General features: G+C 29.0%; 21 protein-coding genes. 11 read left to right on the plus strand and 10 right to left on the minus strand.

The window, feature by feature from the left end; all coding sequences use genetic code 11:
* Nucleotides 1-401 precede the first annotated feature (401 nt).
* Nucleotides 402-2165, minus strand: coding sequence for a transcription termination factor Rho (rho, locus tag BTO07_RS14220; RefSeq protein WP_087521863.1), 1764 nt, complete (start codon nt 2163-2165; stop codon nt 402-404).
* Nucleotides 2166-2361: 196 nt separating this feature from the next.
* Here rho and BTO07_RS14225 point away from each other — a divergent pair, with 196 nt between their 5' ends.
* The 4 genes from BTO07_RS14225 (at nt 2362) to BTO07_RS14240 (ending at nt 6441) form a co-directional block, all read left to right on the plus strand.
* Nucleotides 2362-2793, plus strand: a complete 432-nt coding sequence (locus BTO07_RS14225; RefSeq protein ID WP_087521864.1) for a DUF4293 domain-containing protein — start codon at nt 2362-2364, stop codon at nt 2791-2793.
* Between the two features lie 288 nt (nt 2794-3081).
* A complete protein-coding gene (locus BTO07_RS14230) occupies nt 3082-3747 on the plus strand; it encodes a response regulator (protein ID WP_087521865.1) in 666 nt (221 codons plus the stop codon).
* Nucleotides 3748-3939: 192 nt separating this feature from the next.
* Nucleotides 3940-4611 (plus strand): hypothetical protein, encoded by a 672-nt coding sequence (locus BTO07_RS14235; RefSeq protein WP_087521866.1) that lies wholly within the window; start codon nt 3940-3942, stop codon nt 4609-4611.
* Between the two features lie 30 nt (nt 4612-4641).
* Entirely contained in the window at nt 4642-6441 is a 1800-nt protein-coding gene (locus BTO07_RS14240; RefSeq protein WP_232457040.1) for a tetratricopeptide repeat-containing sensor histidine kinase, read from the plus strand.
* On the opposite strand, the gene BTO07_RS14245 is transcribed toward BTO07_RS14240, so the two are convergent.
* Entirely contained in the window at nt 6428-6925 is a 498-nt protein-coding gene (locus BTO07_RS14245) for a metallophosphoesterase family protein (RefSeq protein WP_087521868.1), read from the minus strand. The genes BTO07_RS14240 and BTO07_RS14245 overlap by 14 nt on opposite strands.
* Nucleotides 6926-7088: 163 nt before the next feature.
* Between BTO07_RS14245 and truA the strand changes: the two genes are divergently transcribed.
* The 3 genes from truA (at nt 7089) to BTO07_RS14260 (ending at nt 10166) form a co-directional block, all read left to right on the plus strand.
* Nucleotides 7089-7814 carry a tRNA pseudouridine(38-40) synthase TruA gene (gene truA / locus BTO07_RS14250; protein ID WP_087521869.1) on the plus strand — a complete coding sequence of 242 codons (726 nt, stop codon included), beginning with the start codon at nt 7089-7091 and terminating at the stop codon, nt 7812-7814.
* A gap of 3 nt (nt 7815-7817) precedes the next feature.
* Entirely contained in the window at nt 7818-9584 is a 1767-nt protein-coding gene (locus tag BTO07_RS14255; protein ID WP_087521870.1) for an ABC transporter ATP-binding protein, read from the plus strand.
* A gap of 114 nt (nt 9585-9698) precedes the next feature.
* Complete coding sequence (locus BTO07_RS14260) at nt 9699-10166, plus strand: hypothetical protein (protein WP_087521871.1); 468 nt, start codon at nt 9699-9701, stop codon at nt 10164-10166.
* A 79-nt stretch (nt 10167-10245) separates the two neighbouring features.
* Here BTO07_RS14260 and cdaA read toward each other — a convergent pair whose 3' ends face one another.
* From cdaA to BTO07_RS14285, 6 genes are all read right to left on the minus strand, one after another.
* Complete coding sequence (cdaA, locus tag BTO07_RS14265) at nt 10246-11022, minus strand: diadenylate cyclase CdaA (RefSeq protein WP_087521872.1); 777 nt, start codon at nt 11020-11022, stop codon at nt 10246-10248.
* A gap of 52 nt (nt 11023-11074) precedes the next feature.
* Complete coding sequence (locus tag BTO07_RS17595) at nt 11075-11236, minus strand: hypothetical protein (protein ID WP_232457041.1); 162 nt, start codon at nt 11234-11236, stop codon at nt 11075-11077.
* Between the two features lie 225 nt (nt 11237-11461).
* Entirely contained in the window at nt 11462-11680 is a 219-nt protein-coding gene (locus tag BTO07_RS17600; RefSeq protein ID WP_232457042.1) for an ExbD/TolR family protein, read from the minus strand.
* A 257-nt stretch (nt 11681-11937) separates the two neighbouring features.
* Nucleotides 11938-12909: an IS110 family transposase gene (locus tag BTO07_RS14275; RefSeq protein ID WP_087519708.1), complete on the minus strand. Its 972-nt coding sequence runs from the start codon at nt 12907-12909 to the stop codon at nt 11938-11940.
* Between the two features lie 411 nt (nt 12910-13320).
* Nucleotides 13321-14145 carry a dihydropteroate synthase gene (gene folP, locus BTO07_RS14280; RefSeq protein ID WP_087521873.1) on the minus strand — a complete coding sequence of 275 codons (825 nt, stop codon included), beginning with the start codon at nt 14143-14145 and terminating at the stop codon, nt 13321-13323.
* A gap of 1 nt (nt 14146) precedes the next feature.
* Nucleotides 14147-14728: a TIGR00730 family Rossman fold protein gene (locus BTO07_RS14285; protein WP_087521874.1), complete on the minus strand. Its 582-nt coding sequence runs from the start codon at nt 14726-14728 to the stop codon at nt 14147-14149.
* 83 nt (nt 14729-14811) lie between these two features.
* On the opposite strand from BTO07_RS14285, the gene BTO07_RS14290 reads away from it, so the two are divergent.
* Nucleotides 14812-15348, plus strand: a complete 537-nt coding sequence (locus tag BTO07_RS14290) for a DUF1599 domain-containing protein (RefSeq protein WP_087521875.1) — start codon at nt 14812-14814, stop codon at nt 15346-15348.
* Nucleotides 15349-15451: 103 nt separating this feature from the next.
* Entirely contained in the window at nt 15452-16420 is a 969-nt protein-coding gene (locus BTO07_RS14295; protein WP_087521876.1) for a MauE/DoxX family redox-associated membrane protein, read from the plus strand.
* Between the two features lie 148 nt (nt 16421-16568).
* On the opposite strand, the gene BTO07_RS14300 is transcribed toward BTO07_RS14295, so the two are convergent.
* Nucleotides 16569-17021 (minus strand): hypothetical protein, encoded by a 453-nt coding sequence (locus tag BTO07_RS14300; protein WP_087521877.1) that lies wholly within the window; start codon nt 17019-17021, stop codon nt 16569-16571.
* Between the two features lie 36 nt (nt 17022-17057).
* A complete protein-coding gene (locus tag BTO07_RS14305; RefSeq protein WP_087521878.1) occupies nt 17058-18359 on the minus strand; it encodes a voltage-gated chloride channel family protein in 1302 nt (433 codons plus the stop codon).
* A gap of 302 nt (nt 18360-18661) precedes the next feature.
* Here BTO07_RS14305 and BTO07_RS14310 point away from each other — a divergent pair, with 302 nt between their 5' ends.
* Both BTO07_RS14310 and BTO07_RS14315 read left to right on the plus strand, forming a co-directional pair.
* Nucleotides 18662-19363 carry a crotonase/enoyl-CoA hydratase family protein gene (locus tag BTO07_RS14310; RefSeq protein WP_087521879.1) on the plus strand — a complete coding sequence of 234 codons (702 nt, stop codon included), beginning with the start codon at nt 18662-18664 and terminating at the stop codon, nt 19361-19363.
* A 109-nt stretch (nt 19364-19472) separates the two neighbouring features.
* Nucleotides 19473-20702 (plus strand): 3-phosphoshikimate 1-carboxyvinyltransferase, encoded by a 1230-nt coding sequence (locus BTO07_RS14315; RefSeq protein WP_087521880.1) that lies wholly within the window; start codon nt 19473-19475, stop codon nt 20700-20702.
* Nucleotides 20703-20717 lie beyond the last annotated feature (15 nt).

Consider the following 20717-nt stretch of genomic DNA (forward strand, 5'->3'; position numbering starts at 1 on the left):
AGTTTTATATAAAATATTAAATCCGTTCAAATTTATTTGAACGGATTTTTTTTGCTCTAATTTTAAGGTAACTGTGCTTTCATAATTGTAATTTAAAGTTATCTATCGTTTTTACTATAAGTAATGTAAATAGCAGGTTAGTTTAGCTCTGATTAACTCGGCTTTAATATTGTCTTTGAGTGGTTGAATGCTTCGCATTTGAAGCATTTGTTTGAGCTCTTCTTATTATGCTGAACTCGATTTAGAATCTGTTACAATAATGAAATTACTTTTTAAAAGAGAGCGATGCTGAAATAAATACAGCATAAGAAAAAAGCGAGTGCGGAAAGCAGGAAATTGCTACCAATAAAAAAACCTTTCTGATTTCTCAAAAAGGTTTTATTTATATTCTAAAGGTTATTCTAACCATTCATAGAGATTAAGAACTCGTCATTGTTTTTAGAGAACTTAATTCTATCATTGATAAATTCCATTGCTTCAATAGGATTCATATCTGCAAGATATTTACGTAATACCCACATTCTTTGAACCGTTTTAGCGTCTAATAATAAATCATCACGTCTTGTAGAAGATTTAATTAAATCGATAGCTGGATAAATTCTTCTATTAGAAATATTTCTATCTAATTGAAGTTCCATATTACCTGTTCCTTTAAATTCTTCGAAGATTACTTCGTCCATTTTAGAACCAGTTTCTGTAAGTGCAGTTGCAATAATGGTTAAAGAACCACCGTTTTCAATATTTCTTGCAGCTCCAAAGAACCGTTTTGGTTTGTGTAATGCATTTGCATCGATACCACCAGAAAGTATTTTTCCTGATGCTGGTGCAACTGTATTGTATGCTCTAGCCAAACGTGTAATTGAGTCTAAAAGAATAACAACATCATGCCCACATTCTACCAAACGTTTTGCTTTTTCTAAAACAATGTTTGCCACTTTTACATGTTTGTCTGCAGGTTCATCAAAAGTAGATGCTACAACTTCTCCACGAACATTTCGTTTCATGTCTGTAACCTCTTCCGGACGTTCATCAATTAGTAAAACAATTTGATATACTTCGGGATGGTTTGCTGCAATTGCATTTGCAACATCCTTTAATAACATGGTTTTACCAGTTTTGGGTTGTGCTACAATCATACCACGTTGCCCTTTTCCTAAAGGAGAAAATAAATCGATAATCCTTGTTGATAAAGAACTTCCTTTTTCTGCTAAATTAAATTTTTCTTGAGGAAATAATGGTGTTAAATGTTCAAAAGCAACACGATCTCTAACTAAGTTAGGGTTTAATCCGTTTATTTTTGAAACTCTAATTAAAGGAAAATATTTTTCACCTTCTTTTGGTGGACGAACATTTCCTCTAACTGTATCACCAGTTTTTAAACCAAATAATTTAATTTGTGATTGAGATACATAAATATCATCTGGAGACGATAAATAATTATAATCAGAAGAACGTAAGAAACCATAACCATCAGGCATCATTTCTAAAACACCTTCACTTTCAATAATACCATCAAATTCGAAGTCAGGATCTCTATATCTGTTGGTAGATTTGTTACCATTATTTCTATTAGAGTTACTTTTTTCTCTATTTTGGTTATTCTCTTTTGGTCTATTCTTGGTATTTGGCTGAGAATTATTTTGATTGTTCTGCTGATTTTTATGTTGCGGTTTATTAGGTTTGTTTGCAGGTTTTTGTTCTTGCTTTTCAATCCTAGGCATAGGTGCTACAGTATCTTTACCTACTTCAGTCTTTTCGTCTGTCTTTGCTTCAGCTTCTTTAGCTACAACTTTCCTTGGATTTGGTTTTTTTCTTGGGTTTGGTTTTTGTTGTGGTAATTTTTCTTGCTTTGGCTCTTCTGCAATTGTTTCTGCAGGTTTTTCTGTAATTGGTTCTACGATTGTTTTTACAATTGTAGCTTCACTTGTTACATTGGTTGTTACAGGAGTTTTAGAAACTCTTTTTCTTTTAGGCTTTTCTGTCTTTGGTTTCAATTCAGGTGTAGTAGAAGTTGAAGTTACTACAGGGTTTGCAGCCTGTGTATCTAAAATTTGATACACTAAATCTAATTTTTTAAGTTGACTCGTCTTTTTAAGACCAATAGATTTTGCAATTACCTGTAAATCAGCAAGTGTTTTTGCTTTTAGTTCTGAGATTTCGAACATTCGTTATATGTTAAGTTAAATTGTAAACCTTAATTATGTAAGATTAATTATAATATTTTTAGATTTTTTGTATTGTATATAGTACTATACAATTTTCAATGTGCGGTTATTATATTACAAATATATACAAAATTTTTAAGTTTTAGGTTTTCTTTTTAAAAAAGAAAGTCCTACTTTTGTAAACCTATTTTTTAAGATGATTCAGAGAATACAGAGTATTTATTTATTAATAGCAACTGCAGTTTCTGGAGGTTTAATATTTGTGTTCAATTTATGGAACAATCTTAAAGAAGATATTTTTGCATTGGATTTATTTACGAGAGAATCTTTTCTTTTAAAAGTAATTCCTATGTTATTTTTGCTTTCTGCTATTGTATCATTTTTAGATATTTTTTTATTTAAAAATAGAAAGTTACAATTTGTAGTTGGGCGCCTAGTAATTTTGATCAATCTCTTTTTATTAGGATTATTGATTTATGTATCTCTAACGCTACCTGGAGAAGTTTCGATTTCGGAGAAAGGTATTGGGATGTTCTTACCGATTTTAGTTGTTTTGCTTATTGTTTTGGCAAATAAGGCTATTAAAAAGGATGAAGATCTTGTGAAATCTGTAGATAGATTGCGATAAACCTATCATATTAGTCTATTTTAGTGCGAAATAAAAACCGAGAATTTACTTCTCGGTTTTTTGTTTTTATATTCTTTAGAGGATAAAAATGAATACAAGTTTTTATTTGTACTTTTAATCAATATAGATTTAAAAATCTGTAATTCTCAAACACCTTATAGTCAGTTGTTTAATTATTTCGTCTCACTGAAAACAGTGAGAAGTCTCACCATTTTCAGTGAGACGAAAATTTCACTGAAAATGGGGGTTGCATAATCTTAATAGGTACTCTAAATTTGTAAAGTAAAAATGAAAGAAAAGATATACGTTCACGTAGCTGATGATCATAAAATATTGATTGAAGGTATCATAGCTGTAATAAATACTGATAAAGAAATTGAGATTAAAGGATATTCTTTAACAGGACAAGAAGTAATTGATTGGTTTAGTAAAAAAGGAAATTCTGCTGATGTTTTAATATTAGATATTACAATGCCAGTTTTAGATGGTTTTGATGTTTTAAAACACTTTAAGAAAAAGAAAATAGACCAAAAAGTTATAATATTATCTAGTTATGATGATCTTAAAATTGTTCAAGAAGTTTTAAATCTCGGTTGTAAAGGTTACATCTCTAAAAACAGTGCAGGAGAGCATATAGTAAATGCAATTAAAACTGTTGCAAAAGGGGAGCAATATTTTAGTACAGATATTCAAAGTATGTTACTAAAATCAATATCAGGTCAAATGGTTCCGCAAGGAGAAATGCCAGACAAGTTCTTGTTAGATAGTTTAACAGAAAGAGAGCTTGATGTACTGAAATTAATTACTAAAGAATACAGCACTATAGAAATGGCTGATTTAATGAATCTTAGTACTAATACAGTAGAAACATATAGAAAGAGTTTGTTAAAAAAATTAAATGTAAAAAATGCAGTAGGATTAGCAATGTATGCAGTGAAAAACAAAATAGTATAGCTCCCCCCCAAAAAAAACAACTATTCATAAGCTTTGATTATTTTAAATCGTCCCCTAAAAAGCTTTATAGTTAATTTCCCCAGAAACACTATTTGTGCATACATTCTAACCTTACTAATAAAATAAAGATTAAAAACAACCCTGCCCCAAATTAACCCAAAACAAAATAGTATTAAAACAGTTCCCTCAATTATGAAAAATTTCAATTTATTTGCTTTATTAGCTTCATTCACATTAATTTTATCTTCTTGTTCAACAAATGATACTCTTTTACCAGAAGAACAATCTTTAGATTTATTAAAAACTTATACGATTATTAGAGATGTAGATGGAGCATATTCTTTAGATTATAGTTTAAATGGTAATGCTGAAACAGAAAATGTAATTGATAATAATACAAATACTAATAATATTTATTTATATTCGTCGGACAGTCAATCAAGCAGAAGGGTTACTCAGGATTTAACTATTGATGGAACTCAAATTACAGTAGGTTTTGTTGACACAAATTCTAATAACTCTCCAGAGATTACTATTATTGATGATAATGTAACAACATTAGCTAAAACTTCAGATAACAAAATGTTAAATGAATATAGTATTTCTAGTAGTGAAGATGGAACGTACAATTTAGATTTTTCTGTAAATAATAAGGTTAGAGTAGATTTTGTTTTTAATGAAGAGATAGATACTTATGAAATTCATTTAGAAGAAGGAAAAACAGGAGAAAAGAATTTTTCTAGAGTTTTAGAAAAGGAATATGGTTTGCCTTTAAAGTTTACTTTTGTAAATCACATTAATGGTACTAATTCTCGAAGCGATGTTTTTACAACTATTAAAAAGCCGGCAGTTATTATTTTATAAAATTTTAATATTTTGAATATAAAAATTTTGTTGATTTTTTTCCACCTATCAACAAGTTGTTTATTTAGTTTTACAAAAGAAGAAGTTGTGTCTAACACAACTTCTTCTTTTGTTTTTCAAAATTACACATTATCAGAAAATTACAAGAAAGCAAAAATATTTTATGAAAATAAAGATTATGCTAATTCTTTGAGATTGGCATTAAAAATTAGTGAATCAGACAATCCTAAAAATGAGGTTGAATTAATTTTATTAAATCATTTAATTGCTAATATATATTATGCAACTCGAAATAATAAGAATGCTTTAGTTTATCATAAAAAAACTTTAAATTATCTAAAAGAATTTAATCTATCTGTAGATAAAAATGAAATTAACAGTGATAATATAACTTATTTTGATAAAGATTACATAACGTCAGAGACGTTGTTAAATTATGGTAATGCTTTTTATCGATTAAATATTAGAGACAATATTAAAAGATATAAAGATAGCGCTTTATATTATTATAATGAAGTTGATAAAATTAACACTCTTAAAAATAATGTTTTAGAGGTAAAGTCAAAAGCTTATAATAATATTTCAAGTATTTATATGAATGATAGTTTATATGAAAAAGCAAAATACTATGCTATAAAGTCGATTGGTATTCATAAAAAAATAAATAACAAAGTTAATGAAGCAGCAGCATTAGGTACCTTATCAAGTATTTATTTATCGGAAAATAATTTTGCAGAAGCTAAAAAAACTTATATAAATGCATTAGATTTAATAAGAAATATTAAAACAGATAAAGCAGTATTAGTAAGAGAGAAATTATATTTTAATTTAGCATACAATTTATATAAACTAAAAGATTACAAGGCCTACGATTATCAAGAATTATCTTATATTATTAAAGATAGTTTGAGAGATAATGAATTTAGAGGTATGATTGCTGAAATTACAGAGAAGTATAATTTTGATAATAAAAAAGAGCTTTTTCAAAAACAAGAAGAAAACAAACGATTAAAAGACCAAAGAATTTTTTGGATGATTGGTATTGGTGCTTTTATAATTATTCTTTCATTATTATTTTGGGTTAATTTTTATAAGTTAAAACAGAAAAATTTAAGGCTTAAATTATCGCAATCAAAATTGATTCAGAATCAGAATTTAGAAAAAGTAAGGTCAGAATCTCAGGTTAGAATTTTGAATGCTACTATAGATGGTAAAGAAACTGAAAGAAAACAAATTGCTGAAACGCTACACGATAGTGTAAGTGCACTTTTATCTTCTGCAAACCTTCATTTGCAAGCTACAAGAAGTCAATTAAAAGGAGATGCTCCTATTGAAATTGATAAAACACAAAAAATAATAACCGAAGCTTCACAAAAAATAAGAGACCTGTCACATACTTTGGTTTCATCAGTTTTATTAAAATTTGGATTAAAATTTGCAATAAATGATATGGCAGATAAATACTCAAATTCTCAAATTGAAATTGATACAAAAATAGGTGAGACTAGAAGGTATCATCAAGATTTTGAAATAAAAGTTTATAATATTACTCAAGAATTTGTCAATAATATTCTAAAACATAGTAAAGCCGAAAAAGCGGTAATCAGATTAGACGAAGTAAATGGGAAATTGTCGTTAAAGATTACAGATGATGGTGTTGGCTTTGATAAAACAAAAATAACAAATAAAGACGGTCTTGGTTTAAATCAGATTGATGCAAGAATTCAAATGATGCAAGGGACTTTTAATATAGATTCAACTAAAAAGCAAGGTACAGTTATTAAAGTTGTGCTTCCAATTTTAGAAAAAGATGGAATTAACCTCGCTTAGCAAGTTCTATAATTTCCATATTTTTTATTTCAGTATTATCTAATTCAAAACGCAACATCGTTCTTATTTTATGAAACCCATGGTTTCCTGCAGCTCCAGGGTTTAAGTGCAATAAATTCAGTTTCTTATCATATTGTACTTTTAAAATATGAGAATGCCCAGAAATGAATATTTTAGGAGGGTTTAATTTTATTTCGTCACGAATTCTTTGATAATATTTATTTGGATAACCACCAATGTGTGTCATCCAAACTGAGACTTTTTCTACTTCAAACTTTGCATCTAAAGGGAATTCAGATCTTGCATCTGCTCCATCAATATTACCAAAAACAGCACGTAAAGGTTTTAGTTTTTTAATAGTGTCAGTAACTTCTAAATTACCAATATCACCTACGTGCCAAACTTCATCAGCTTGTTTAACAAACTTTAAAATTTGATCATCAATAAAACTATGAGTATCAGATAATAATAAGATTTTCTTCATTCGAGTATTAAAAAAGCGGACTTTAAGTTTAATAATTGGTAGCTAAAACTAACATTATTTTACTTTTTGATCAAAGTAAAAATACTTAGAGCCACTTAGTGGCCAAATGTAAGGATAACAAAATAAATTTCGTAATTTTGAAGGCTACAAAAAACAAATCTTCTTGAGGTATTTTATAGAACTTTCTTACAAAGGAAAAAATTATCATGGTTGGCAAATTCAACCTGATGTTATCTCTGTACAAGAAAAATTAAACAAAGCTGTTAGTACAATCTTTCAAAATAAAATTGAAGTTGTTGGTGCAGGAAGAACAGATACAGGTGTTCATGCATCGCAAATGTTTGCTCATTTTGATTTGGATAAAGAATTGAAAGGAGATATTCCTCATAAATTAAATTCGCTTTTGCCTTCAGATATTGTTGTATACAATGTTTTTTCTGTTGATGATGAAAAGCACGCACGTTTTGGTGCAATTAGTAGAAGTTATGAATATAAAGTATGGTTGGGTAGAAATCCTTTTTTATTAGATTTTTCATGGCAAATCCATTCTCAGAATCTGAATATAGATTTAATGAATGACGCTGCCAAACTATTATTAGAATATACAGATTTTCAAACTTTTTCTAAAGTGAAAACAGATGTGTATACTTATAACTGCGACGTTACAGAAGCCGTTTGGAAACAGAATGGAAAAGAACTTACATTTTATATTTCAGCAAATCGTTTTTTAAGAAATATGGTAAGAGCCATTGTTGGTACTTTGGTTGATGTTGGTTTGGAAAAAATTACTAAAGACGAGTTTAGAAAAATTATAGAAAGTAAAAGTAGAAGCAATGCAGGATTGTCGGTTCCTGCAAAAGGATTATTTTTAACAAAGATAAAATATTAGGTTTTGGCAGATAAAACAGGGAAAGCTTTTGATTTACAGATTTTTTTAAGACTTATGTCTTTTGCAAAACGTTATAAGTTTAAGTTTTTTATTGCAACCTCTTCAACAATATTATTGGCTTTAGTTTCATTATTAAATCCTCTTTTAATAAAAGAAACTGTAGACAAATACATTACAGAAAAAGATAACGAAGGTTTAATTAATAATACTATTTTAATGTTTGCAGTTGTACTTCTAGAAGTATTGCTGCGTTTTACATTTATATATTTTGCAAATTGGGTTGGACAACATATTATTAGAGATATAAGAGCAAAAATATTTAGACATATTTTGCAATTTAAGATGTCTTATTTTGATAAAAATTCAGTTGGTAAATTGGTTACAAGAGTTGTTTCTGATATAGAAACTATTGCAGCTTTCTTTAGTAGTGGTGTTTTTACAATCGTGAGTGATGTTTTGCAAATGTTTGCAATTGCAGCTTTAATGTTTTACATGAAGTGGAAATTAGCCCTAATAGCCTTGGCTGTATTACCAATCCTAATTTATGCAACACGAGTTTTTCAGCAAGCAATAAAAGCAACTTTTCAAGAAGTAAGAAATCAAGTCGCAAATTTAAATGGATTTGTACAAGAAAGAGTTACAGGAATGAAAATTGTGCAACTCTTCAACAGAGAAAAAATAGAATATAAGAACTTTAAAGACATCAATGATAAGCACAAAGAAGCTTATGTAAAAACGATTTGGTATTTTTCGATTTTCTTTCCTATTGCAGAAATTTTATCATCAATTGGTATTGGTTTAATTGTTTGGTTTGGTAGTAAACAAATTCTTGGAGGAGAAGTTGCTGGTCCTGGAACTGTAATGGCATTTGTACAAATGGCACAAATGATGTTTAGACCTTTACGTCAGATTGCAGATAAATTTAATCAATTACAAATGGGAATTGTTTCTGGAGAGCGTGTTTTTAAAGTAATTGATACCCAGAGTAGTATTGTTAAAAATGGAACAATTAAAGCAAAAAAATTAAAAGGAGATATCAGTTTTAAAGATGTTAGATTCAGTTATATAAAAGATGAAGAAGTTTTAAAAGGAATTTCTTTAGACGTAAAAAGTGGACAAACAGTTGCAATTGTCGGAGCAACAGGTGCAGGGAAATCTACAATTATCAACTTAATAAACCGTTTTTATGAAATTGATAGTGGTATTATTTGTGTTGATGGTGTTTCTGTAAAAGAATATGATTTAGAAAGTTTAAGAAATCAGGTTGCAGTAGTTTTACAAGATGTCTTTTTGTTTTCAGATTCAGTATTAAATAACATTACTTTAAAAAATGAAAATATCACTTTAAAAGAAGTTGAAGAAGCTGCGAAACAAATTGGTATTCACGATTTTATTATGACGCTTCCTGGAGGTTATCAATATAATGTAAAAGAACGTGGAGCAATGTTATCTTCAGGTCAAAGACAATTAATAGCTTTCTTAAGAGCTTATGTAAGTAAACCAAGTATCTTAATTTTAGATGAAGCTACTTCTTCTGTAGATTCTTATGCAGAAAAAATGATACAGTATGCTACAGAAACAATTACAAAAGGCAGAACGTCTATTGTAATTGCCCATCGATTAGCAACCATTAAACAAGCGGACAAAATTATTGTGATGGATAAAGGTCTTATTGTTGAAGAGGGAACGCATACTGAGCTGTTAGAAAAAGAAAATGGGTATTATAAGAATTTATACGATAAACAATTTAGTTTAGATGTTGCTTCTTAGCTTGTCTATTATTTTTGTTAGTCTACCTATTTATTAGGTTATTTCGTCTATTATTTATAGTAATATTAGGATTAATTACTGAAATTTGCATCTCAAACAAAAACAAGTTTAAAAATGAAAAAAATCGTATTATCTGTATTAGTTGCAGGTTCTTTATTAGCAACGTCTTGTAAAGAAGTGAAAAAAGGAGCTACTGACTTAAAAGATGCAACAGTAGAAACAGCTGGTTCAGCTGTAGATGCAACAACTGACGCTGCAGGTGCAGTAGCAGATGGAGCAAAAGACGCAGCAAACGCTGTTGTTGATAAAGCTTCAGAAATGGTAAGTTCTGCATTAGAAGGAGTTTCTATTCCTAGTTTTGCAAACGAAGCTGTAACAAAAAACTTAACTGAATATGCTGCTTATGCAAAAGACTACATTGCTGCAAATGGTAATTTAGCTAAGATTTCTGCATTAGCACCTAAAGGAGCTGCTTTATTAGCAAAAGGAAAAGAATTAGCATCTAAATTAGACGTTAAAGAAATGGCTAAATACAAAAGTGTATTATCTGCTATTCAATCTAAAATGGCTCCTTCTAAATAAGGATAGTTATTTTTATATATAAAAAAGGTTCTCAATTTTGAGAACCTTTTTTTTTGTCATTTTTTTTAAAGAGTTAATATTACATTAAGTCTTTTCTAAGTTTTTCATTGAGTTCACTATAATCAGAATAGAGTTCAAACTCCCCATCTTTTATATAAGAAATTTCTCCTGTTTCTTCAGAAACTAATAAACAAACAGCATCTGTTTTTTCTGAAACTCCAATTGCTGCTCTGTGTCTTAAGCCAAACCTAGCAGGAATTTTAGTGCTATCAGAAATTGGTAAAACTACTCTTGTAGCTACAATAAAATTATCTCTAATAATTAATGCTCCATCATGTAAAGGGCTGTTTTTATAGAAAATACTTTCTAAAATAGCAACATTAACTAAAGCATTCATAGTATCGCCAGTATTTATCAAAAAATCTAAAGCATTGGTACGTTCAATAACGATTAATGCACCTGTTTTTGTTTTTGATAATTTTTTACAAGCTTCTAAAATAACTTCAGTTTCAATTTCTGTACTAATTTCTGTTTGTAAAAATTTTAATTGTTTTAAAAAACTTCGTTTATTAGTGAAGTTTGTAGTACCAATCATTAATAAGAATTTTCTTATTTCTTGTTGAAATACAATGATTAATGCAACAACACCACCTCCTAAAAGAGTCCCCAAAATACCACTTAGCATTTCCATTCTTAACGCTTCTGTTATTTTCCAAATAACAAATACAATGGCAATTCCTATTACTATATTTATAGCAACAGTACCTTTTAATAATTTGTAAATGTAATAGAGCAGTGTAGCTACTAATAAAATATCTAAAACATCTAATAAGGAAAATTCAATAAAATCGAACATGAAAATTGACAGGTTTTAGGCTAAAGTACTAATAAATTCGCTGATTACAATATCAGTTATTGATTTCTGCATCTGATAATAATAACGGATATTTCTCTCGAATCAATTTTATTTTTTCTTGAATATTTTTATCTACACTGTTTGACTTTTGAGATGCTGCTAGTAAGCTAACATAGTTTCTGTTGTATAGTTTTATAGAAAGTTTATTTCTCAAATTTGTGTAAGCAGAATTTAAAACATCTAAGGTAGAAATGTAAGTTTCGTAAGTAGTTGTTCTATCTGTTTTTATTGATATAATTGCTTTTGTTGGGTGATCTGAAGATGATTTATCTTTATTTCCTTCACACCAATCACAATTATTTTTGTTGATGTCTAAACCACCACCATTATCAATAAAATTAATTGCAATTTGCTTTAATTCTTTTAATTGAATTGTTTTTCAGTCTACAAATAGATCATTGTTTTTATTAATGTTTACTTCTAGAATGTTTCTTTCATTAATATCGAATTTTGGTGGAATTTCTTGTTTCTGCGGAATTTTTCTTGAAATTCCTGCATCAACATTCATAGTTGTAGTTACCAAAAAGAAGATTAATAATAAAAATGCGATGTCTGCCATTGAACCAGCATTAATTTCTGGAGATTCTTTTCTGCTCATAATTTCTAGTATTTAAAAGTTAATAAAATGGGTTTTCTTCTCGATAAAATTATCGGAAGATTTATTAAAGTTTGACTAGTTGGATTTTTGGCGTTAACATTTATTTAACAAAAAAGATGCCAAGAAAAATTTTCACTCGTCATTGCGAGGGAAGAATGACTGAAGCAATCTGTTTATTTAAAAGGTGAATTAAGAGATTGCTTCGTTCCTCGCAATGATCTGTGTTAAAAAACTATTATTTATTGTTAAAATTTCTTTTATTTCAGAAAATATAAGTTTTGATGATTTTCATTGTAAATTTGTTTGTTAGTCGCAATAGAAAAAATTTGCTTTATTAATTTATTAGCTATTGCAATTTTAATTACTCTCTCGGGTTTTCCTTTTTCTTTAAGTCGTTCATACATTTCGATACAATTTTTATTTACTCTTTTTGCAGACCAACTACATAAATACAAAAGTTTTCTAATTTGAGGTTTGCCCATTTTACAAATATGTCCTTTACCTTTTACACTTGTTCCTGATTGATATAGCCTTGGACTAAATCCTACAAAAGCAGTCAGTTGTTTATAGTTATCAAATTTTGTGAAATTATCTGTAATAACACTCATCATAATAGCCGTTTTTAGCCCGATTCCTGGTATCGTTTTTATTCTTTCAACCGTGTCTTTATAAGCTAATCTTCCTATTTGCTCTATCTTTTTTTCAAACTTATCAATACGTCTTATTAATAATATTAGTACTTGTTTTAATTCTTTTCTAAGATCCGAACTCAACAAACCTGTTGCTTCAAAGGATTCTAATTGTCTTTTTGTTTGATGTTTTTGTTTTTTTAGTAATTCTAAAGCTGTGTAAAGTTGTTTAATTTCTATACTAGGTTTACTCTCTGGACACCATCTTTTTAACTCATATTGAGCACCATATTCGGCAATTGTCTTTGCGTCTTTTTTATCTGTTTTTGCTCTATATAATCTTGTTTGACTATATCTTCTAATTATCAAAGGATTTAATACACATACATTAAAACTAGATGCATGTAAAAAAGTTGCTAACTGAACATAATAAGGACCACTAGCCTCCATTACAATCCAGTCTGATGCACTAATCAATTTAATAAATTGCTCAAAACCTGTATTTTGATTCTTAAAAATTTTGTGCATCCATTTATCTTTTTCTAAATAAGAAACATCAAAGGTTTGCTTACTAATATCAATTCCTATAATTTTACTCATATCAAATGTTTTTATAGAAAAATTACTACATTTACTTATCAATCCTAAATACAGACTTGATGGTCTAATGATCTGTTCAAGTTTATGTAGTAAGGGGTAAAGTGATTAGCATTGCGAACGGTCTTTAATGACAAATGACGGACTATAATCTTTTCCTTTACCCTTACTTTTCTTGTTAAATATTAAATCTAAATTTAAGCTTTTTAAAAACAGATCCTTATTTTTATAAACAGATGACAGAAAGTTGGCAAACAAGTCTAGCCCTGATTGAACGGTCTGTTTAATCTCTTTTTTTTATGCTGAACTCGATTCAGTATCTGTAGCAATAATGAAATTACTTTTTAAAAGTGAGAGATGCTGAAGTAAATTCAGCATAAAAAAAAAGCGAGTAGTGAAAGCAGGAAATAGCTTCTAATAAGAAATTTGATTTACAATTTTTACAGCTTCTACAGCTTCTTTTACATCGTGAACACGCAAAATATTTGCGCCATTTAAAAGTGCAATTGTGTTGGCAGAAGTTGTTGCATTCAGTGCTTCTTGGGCAGAAATGTCTAAGGTTTTATACAACATAGATTTACGAGAAATTCCTGCTAAAATAGGCGCGTCTAAATTTTTAAAAAGTGATAAATTCTTTAAAATTTCAAAGTTATGATCGATGGTTTTACCAAAACCAAAACCAACATCGATAATAATATCGTTTAATTTAAGTTGATGTAGTTTGTGTATTTGTGCTGCAAAAAAGGAAATGATTTCTTTAGTTACATCATTATAAACAGGGTTTTGCTGCATGTTTTGTGGAGTACCTAACATATGCATTAAAATATAAGGAACCTGTAAATTGGCAGCAGTAGAAAACATGTTTTCATCCATTTTACCTCCAGAAATATCATTGATAATTGCTGCACCAGCGTTTATAGTTTCTTGGGCAACTTTACTTCTAAAAGTATCTACAGAAATAATGATTTCTGGAAAGTTTTTGACTAATAAATTAATGACAGGTACAATTCTGTTGAGTTCTTCTTCTTCAGAAATGTGTTTTGCTCCAGGTCTAGAAGAATAAGCGCCAACATCTATAAAAGTTGCGTCATTGAAAAGCATTTTTTCAACTTGAGAAAGAATGTCTGCTTCGTTTTTATATTTTCCTCCGTCAAAAAAAGAATCTGGAGTAATATTTAAAATTCCCATCACTTTTGGTGATGATAAGTCGACTAAAGTACCTTTGCAATTTATTGTCATTTTAACTTACTACTTTATTAATTACATGTTCAATTACCGGTGCTTTGTAATTGTTCATTTTTTGCATTAAAGCTTCTACAGAAGTTCCAACTAATAACAATTCTCTGTTTTGTTGTTTTAAATAACCTTCTTCTACCATTTTATCTAATTGTAATAAAACCGCATCAAAAAAGCCATTAACATTTAGTAATCCAACAGGTTTTTGTTCTATATGTAGTTGCCCTAAAGTTAAAGCTTCAAAAAGTTCATCAAGTGTTCCAAAACCACCAGGAAGTGTAATGTAACCATCAATTAATTTACTCATGATTACTTTTCGTTCGCTCATTTTTTTGCAAACAATCATTTCTTCTACACCAGAATGCACCACTTCTTCCTTTTCTAATAACTTAGGTATTACACCAATAACTTCGCCATTATGAGCTAGAATTGTGTCTGCAAGAATACCCATCATTCCAATTTTTCCACCACCATAAACCAAACCTATTTTATTGTTAGCAAAATAATTACCTAATTCTATAGCGCCTTCTTTATAAATAGGGTTAAAGCCTAAGCTTGATCCACAAAAAACAACAATTCTTTTCATATTAATGGTTGATAAATTCATCGTAAAAATAAATGAAATGCGTTTAAGTTTTACTATTTTTACACAAATACTTTTACTGAAAAATGCAAGATACCTCAAAACAATACGATGCTGTAATTGAAGAATGCAGAAGTTTATTTATTAAGAAAATGTCTGACTATGGTTCTGCGTGGAGAATTCTACGTTTACCATCTTTAACAGATCAGATTTTTATTAAGGCGCAAAGAATTCGTCAATTGCAAGAAAATGAGGTTCGTAAAGTAGATGAAGGTGAAAAATCTGAGTTTATTGGAATCATCAATTATTCTATAATGGCGTTAATTCAGTTAGAGAATGGTGTTGTTGAAAACCCAGATTTAAACACGGAAGAAGCTACTGTTTTATATGATAAACATAGTAAGATTACTAAAGAATTAATGATGAATAAAAATCATGATTATGGTGAAGCTTGGAGAGAAATGCGTGTTTCTAGTTTAACAGATTTAATTTTACAAAAATTATTACGTGTTAAACAAATTGAAGATAATAAAGGAAAAACGTTGGTGTCTGAAGGGATTGATGCAAATTATCAAGACATGATTAACTATGCTGTTTTTGCAATGATTCATTTGGCTGAGTAAGGTTTAAAGTTGAAGAATTTAAAGGAATAAAAAGAAGATTATTTTTTGCAATTTATTATTTAACAGTAAATGATAAACAGCATAATTATATAAGCAGAAAGCCATGATATTAAAAATTATCACACAAATTGCAAGAGTTTTAGTTGGAGCCTTATTTATATTTTCAGGCTTTGTTAAATTGGTAGATCCTATTGGTTCTAAATACAAGTTTCAAGAATATTTTTCTGAAGGTGTTTTAAATATGGAATTTTTAATTCCTTATACATTGCCATTCGCAATTCTATTAATTATTGCAGAAATTCTCTTAGGAGTAATGGTTTTAATCGGCTACAAACCTAAGGTTACAGTTTGGAGTTTGTTTTTATTAACACTAGTTTTCTTGTTTTTAACTTGGTATTCAGCTTTTTATAATAAAGTAACAGATTGTGGTTGCTTTGGTGATGCTGTAAAATTATCTGCATGGGGAACCTTCTATAAGAACATTGTTTTAATTGCTTTAATCATCATTTTAGTGATAAAAGTTGAGCATGTTAAACCAATTTTTAAAGGGAAAATACCAAAAGTAATTACTTTTTTATCATTAGCAGGGTTTCTATTTATTACGCAACACGTCTTAACACATTTGCCTTTAATTGATTTTAGAGCGTATGCAATTGGAAAAAATATTTCTGAAGGTATGGAGTATAAAGATGATGGAGAAATCCCTCCTGTTCATGATTTTATGTTAGAAAATGAGCAAGCAGATTTAGCGCCAGAGTTATTAAAAAAGGAAAAAGTAATGTTGGTTATTATCTATGATTTAGAAAAAGTAGATGTTAATGGTTTTCCTGCAATTAAAGAAGTTACAACTAGAGCAAAAGAAAAAGGATATACAGTTTATGGTGTTTCGGCTTCTTTTACGGATGATTTAATTCTTGCTAAAGAGAAACACAATTTACCTTTCGATTTCTTATTCTGTGATGAAACTACTTTAAAAACTGTGATTAGAGCAAATCCAGGAGTTATTATTTTAGATAAAGGAACTGTCGTTGAAAAGAAAAATTGGATAGATACTGAAGATATAGAGTTGTAAAATAAGTTACAATTTTAAAGGATTTTGTATTGAAAGTAGCTGTTTTAAGAACGGATTTCATTCGAAGGTAAATGGGAGTGAGTAAAAATGCAACAACTTTAGGTTAATCTAAAATAAGTAATTTTTTTAAACGTTATTGTAGGTAGTGTTATCTATATCCTAAATCTTCTTTTTTGTGATAAAAATTTGTTTTAATTCCTCCTTTTTCTAGTATTAAATTTATTTTTTCAGACTCATTTCCACTACAGTCAAATCGTGTTTTTTCGATATTAAATTCAATTTTATAGTGAGCTGGTGTCCTATACATATATTCATAATATGTAGCTTTTTTGACTTCAGAAAAAGAAAAAGTTGTTTTTTTATTTCCAATAAGATTCATTGGGTATTCTATTCGAAATTCAGCTTTTTTTGGGTCAATTTTCACACTTTTAATCCACTGTTTGTTTTTCATAATTAGAACAACAAAAAAGATAATAAATGATATTATAAAAAGGATATATTGATTCTCGATTTCTAAAAAGTAAATCGGTAAAATAGAAATCAATAGAGTTAAAATCAAAACTTTACTTATTCCAACTATGTATTCTGGTTTAAATTCCATTTCGTTTTTTTATATTACCTACACCATCTATAACAACTACTTTTTATGTCTTTGATTATCTACCTCAGTAAGCGTTAGTCCTTTCTCTTTCATAAAAAACGTATGTTTCGGACTTCCTACAATTTGTGCGGAATAAATACCTGAATGTCCAGAAAATAAATAAGAAGTAGTACAAGCTAAAGCGATAAAAATTCCAGATTCAATTCCGAATAATTCTATACCCATAATTGTACAAGCAATAGGTGTATTTGTTGCTCCTGCAAAGACAGCTACAAATCCCATTCCTGCTAATAAAGGCATTGGCATTGGAATAAACCAGACTAAAGCATTTCCTAAAGTAGCTCCGATAAAAAATAGCGGAGTTACTTCTCCTCCTTTAAATCCCGCACCTAAAGTGAAGGAAGTAAATAATACTTTCAATAAAAAATCGTAAGAATTTAAATCGATATTAAAAGCATCTACAATTGTTGGTACACCAAGTCCTATGTATTTTGTTGTTCCCATTAGATAGACAACAACTGCTAAAATTACTCCACCAATTACAGGACGAAGTGGCGGATATTTAATACGTTTTTTAAATAAATTTTCCCAAAAATGAGTAGACTTAGAAAACAACATACTTACCAAACCAAAAATAATACCTGCCAATAAAGACCATAAAATGGTTGCGGGCGTTAAGTCAGAAACTGTTGGAATATTATAATGTGTGTGATGAGATATTTGCCAAACATCACAAAAATAATTTGCGAAAACCGCTGCTAAAAAACTTGGTACAATAGCTTCAAATCTCACTCTTCCAATAATCATAACTTCTAGCGCAAAAATAGCGCCTGCTAAAGGTGTACCAAAAACAGAAGCGAAACCTGCACTTATACCTGAAATTAATACAATTTTTCTATCTAAATCAGACAGTTTAAAAATTTTGGTAAATTGATCTGCAATTGCACCACCAACTTGTACAGCTGTTCCCTCTCGCCCTGCAGAACCACCAAATAAATGAGTAAGAATAGTTCCTATAAATACTAACGGAGCCATTTTAAAAGGAATTATTTTTTTAGGAGAATGAAATTCTTCAAGTAGTAAATTATTTCCTTTTACAACACTTTCTCCATAATAATGATAAGACAAACCAATCATTAAACCACCAATTGGTAAGAAAGCAATAATCCATAAATTAGCTTCTCTATAATTTGTAGCCCATTCTAAAGTCCATAAAAAAACAGCAGAAGTACTACCTGTTAATGCTCCAATAAGTAAACAAATAAAAACCCATTTTAAAAGAAAAAGCAAGGAAAAGCTTTGTTCAAACGAAAGAAATATTTTTTTAATTTTATCCATAGATGTTACTTCCACTTAAAAAAAGAAATTGTTAGATTTTATGGTCTAAAAACAATTTAATAAGTCTTTGATTTGTTTTAAATGGCAAAAATAAACAATTAATAACGAATTATTGAATTTAGATTGTTAGCAAGTAGGTTGCGTTAGGGATTGAAGTGGAAATCCTTTTTTTGAGGTACGAAAAAAAAGATTGTAGCGTAAAGCCTGACCTGAAAGGAACGCCCAAATAAAATTAAGGATGCACTGTAAATTGTTATGTTGTGTTTTTATTTTTTATTGTAACTTGGTTTAAAATCAAAATTATGAACGAATTCGTCAAGTATCAATCAGAAGAAAATTATGCAATTATTACAATTCAAAACGGAAAAGCAAATGCAATTTCTCTTGAAGTAATTGAAGGATTAAATTTAGGTTTAGATAAAGCAGAAAAAGAAAATAAAGTCGTAATTCTTACAGGACAAAACGGAATTTTCTCTGCCGGTTTTGATTTAAAAATAATGACGAAGTCGCCTAAATCTGCAATAGAATTAGTTACAAAAGGTTCTAAATTATCTTTAAGAATGTTGTCTTTTCCACAACCAATAATTGTTGCTTGTTCTGGTCATGCAATTGCAAAAGGGGCTTTTTTATTACTTTCTTCAGATTATAGAATTGGTACAGAAGGCGATTTTAAAATTGGTTTAAACGAAGTTATCATTGGTATGACAATGCACGATGCAGGAGTTGCCATTGCAAAAGCACGTTTATCTGAAGTTTACTTAAACAGAAGTGTAAATAATGCAGAGATTTATAATCCGAAAGATGCTGTAAAAGCAGGGTTTTTAGATTTGTTGGTTCCAGAAGGTCATTTATTACCAACTGCAATTAAAGTAGCAGGTATGTTTTCTAAATTAAATAAGAAAGCACATGTTGAAACGAAGTTAAAAGTCAGAAAACAACACTTGCTAGATTTAGAAAATGCAATTGAATTAGATTTAAAAGCAGAAATTTCTTTGAATTCTTAAAAAAAGCATCAAATTTTTACACTTAATTCTTGCTTAGAAACTTTGTTAGAGTTCTTTTGAGTAGTAACTTTGGCACTTTGAAAAAAAACTGATTTATAGATTTTAAGAAATGGATATATTATTAAATGTTTTAGGGAATAAGAAAATTAATGAGAATATTACAATCTCTGGTTCTAAAAGTGAATCGAATAGATTGTTAATTCTTCAAAATTTATTTCCAGAAATTTCTATAGAAAATTTATCAGATTCAGACGATTCTGTGCACATGCAACATGCACTTTCTACAGATAAAGAAACGGTAGATATTGGTCATGCAGGTACAGCAATGCGTTTTTTAACTTCATATTTTGCAGTTAAAGAAGGTAGAGAAGTTGTTTTAACAGGTTCTGAAAGAATGCAAAACAGACCAATTGAAATTTTAGTGAACGCATTAAAAGATGTTGGCGCTTCTATTTCTTATGAAGACAAAGTTGGGTATCCTCCAATTAGAATTAAAGGAACAAAAATTACAACAGATAAAGTCCAAATTAACGGAAACGTAAGTAGCCAATATATTTCTTCTTTATTATTGATCGCATCAAAACTAGAAAACGGTTTAGAAATAGAATTATTGGGTAAAATTACTTCTGTTCCTTATATAAAGATGACTTTAAGTTTATTGAATCAATTAGGAATTGAAACTAATTTTGAAGGAAACTTCATTAAAGTGAATCCTAAGAAATCAATAGAAAAACAACTTGTAGTAGTAGAATCAGACTGGTCTTCTGCTAGTTATTTTTATTCAATTATTGCATTATCAGATGTTGGATCAGAAATTCAATTATCAGCATATAAAAAAGAAAGTTTACAAGGAGATTCTTGTTTGGCAGAAATCTATCAACATTTTGGAGTAGAAACAGTTTTCGGTCAGAATTTTATCACCCTAAAAAAGGCAAAAGAAAGTAAAAAAGAAACCTTAGAAATTGATTTAAAAAATGCGCCAGATATTGCACAAACAATTGCAGTAACTTGTTTTGCAGAAAAAGTAGCATGTAATCTAACGGGTTTGCACACTTTAAAAATTAAAGAAACAGACAGATTAGTCGCTTTAAATGACGAGTTAACCAATTTAGGAGCCGTAATTTCTGTAACTGATAAAAGTTTACATTTAGAAATTTCTTCAGAAATAAATTCAAATATTTCTATAAAAACCTATAAAGATCATAGAATGGCAATGGCATTTGCGCCTTTGGCATTAAGAGTTCCTATTAAAATACTAGAAGCAGAAGTGGTAACAAAATCATACCAAAAATTTTGGGATGACATGCAACAAATTGGTATTAAAATAGATAAACTATAAATTAAGTCGTCAAAC

It is taken from the genome of Polaribacter sp. SA4-12 (assembly GCF_002163675.1).
In the GTDB taxonomy this organism is placed as follows: domain Bacteria; phylum Bacteroidota; class Bacteroidia; order Flavobacteriales; family Flavobacteriaceae; genus Polaribacter.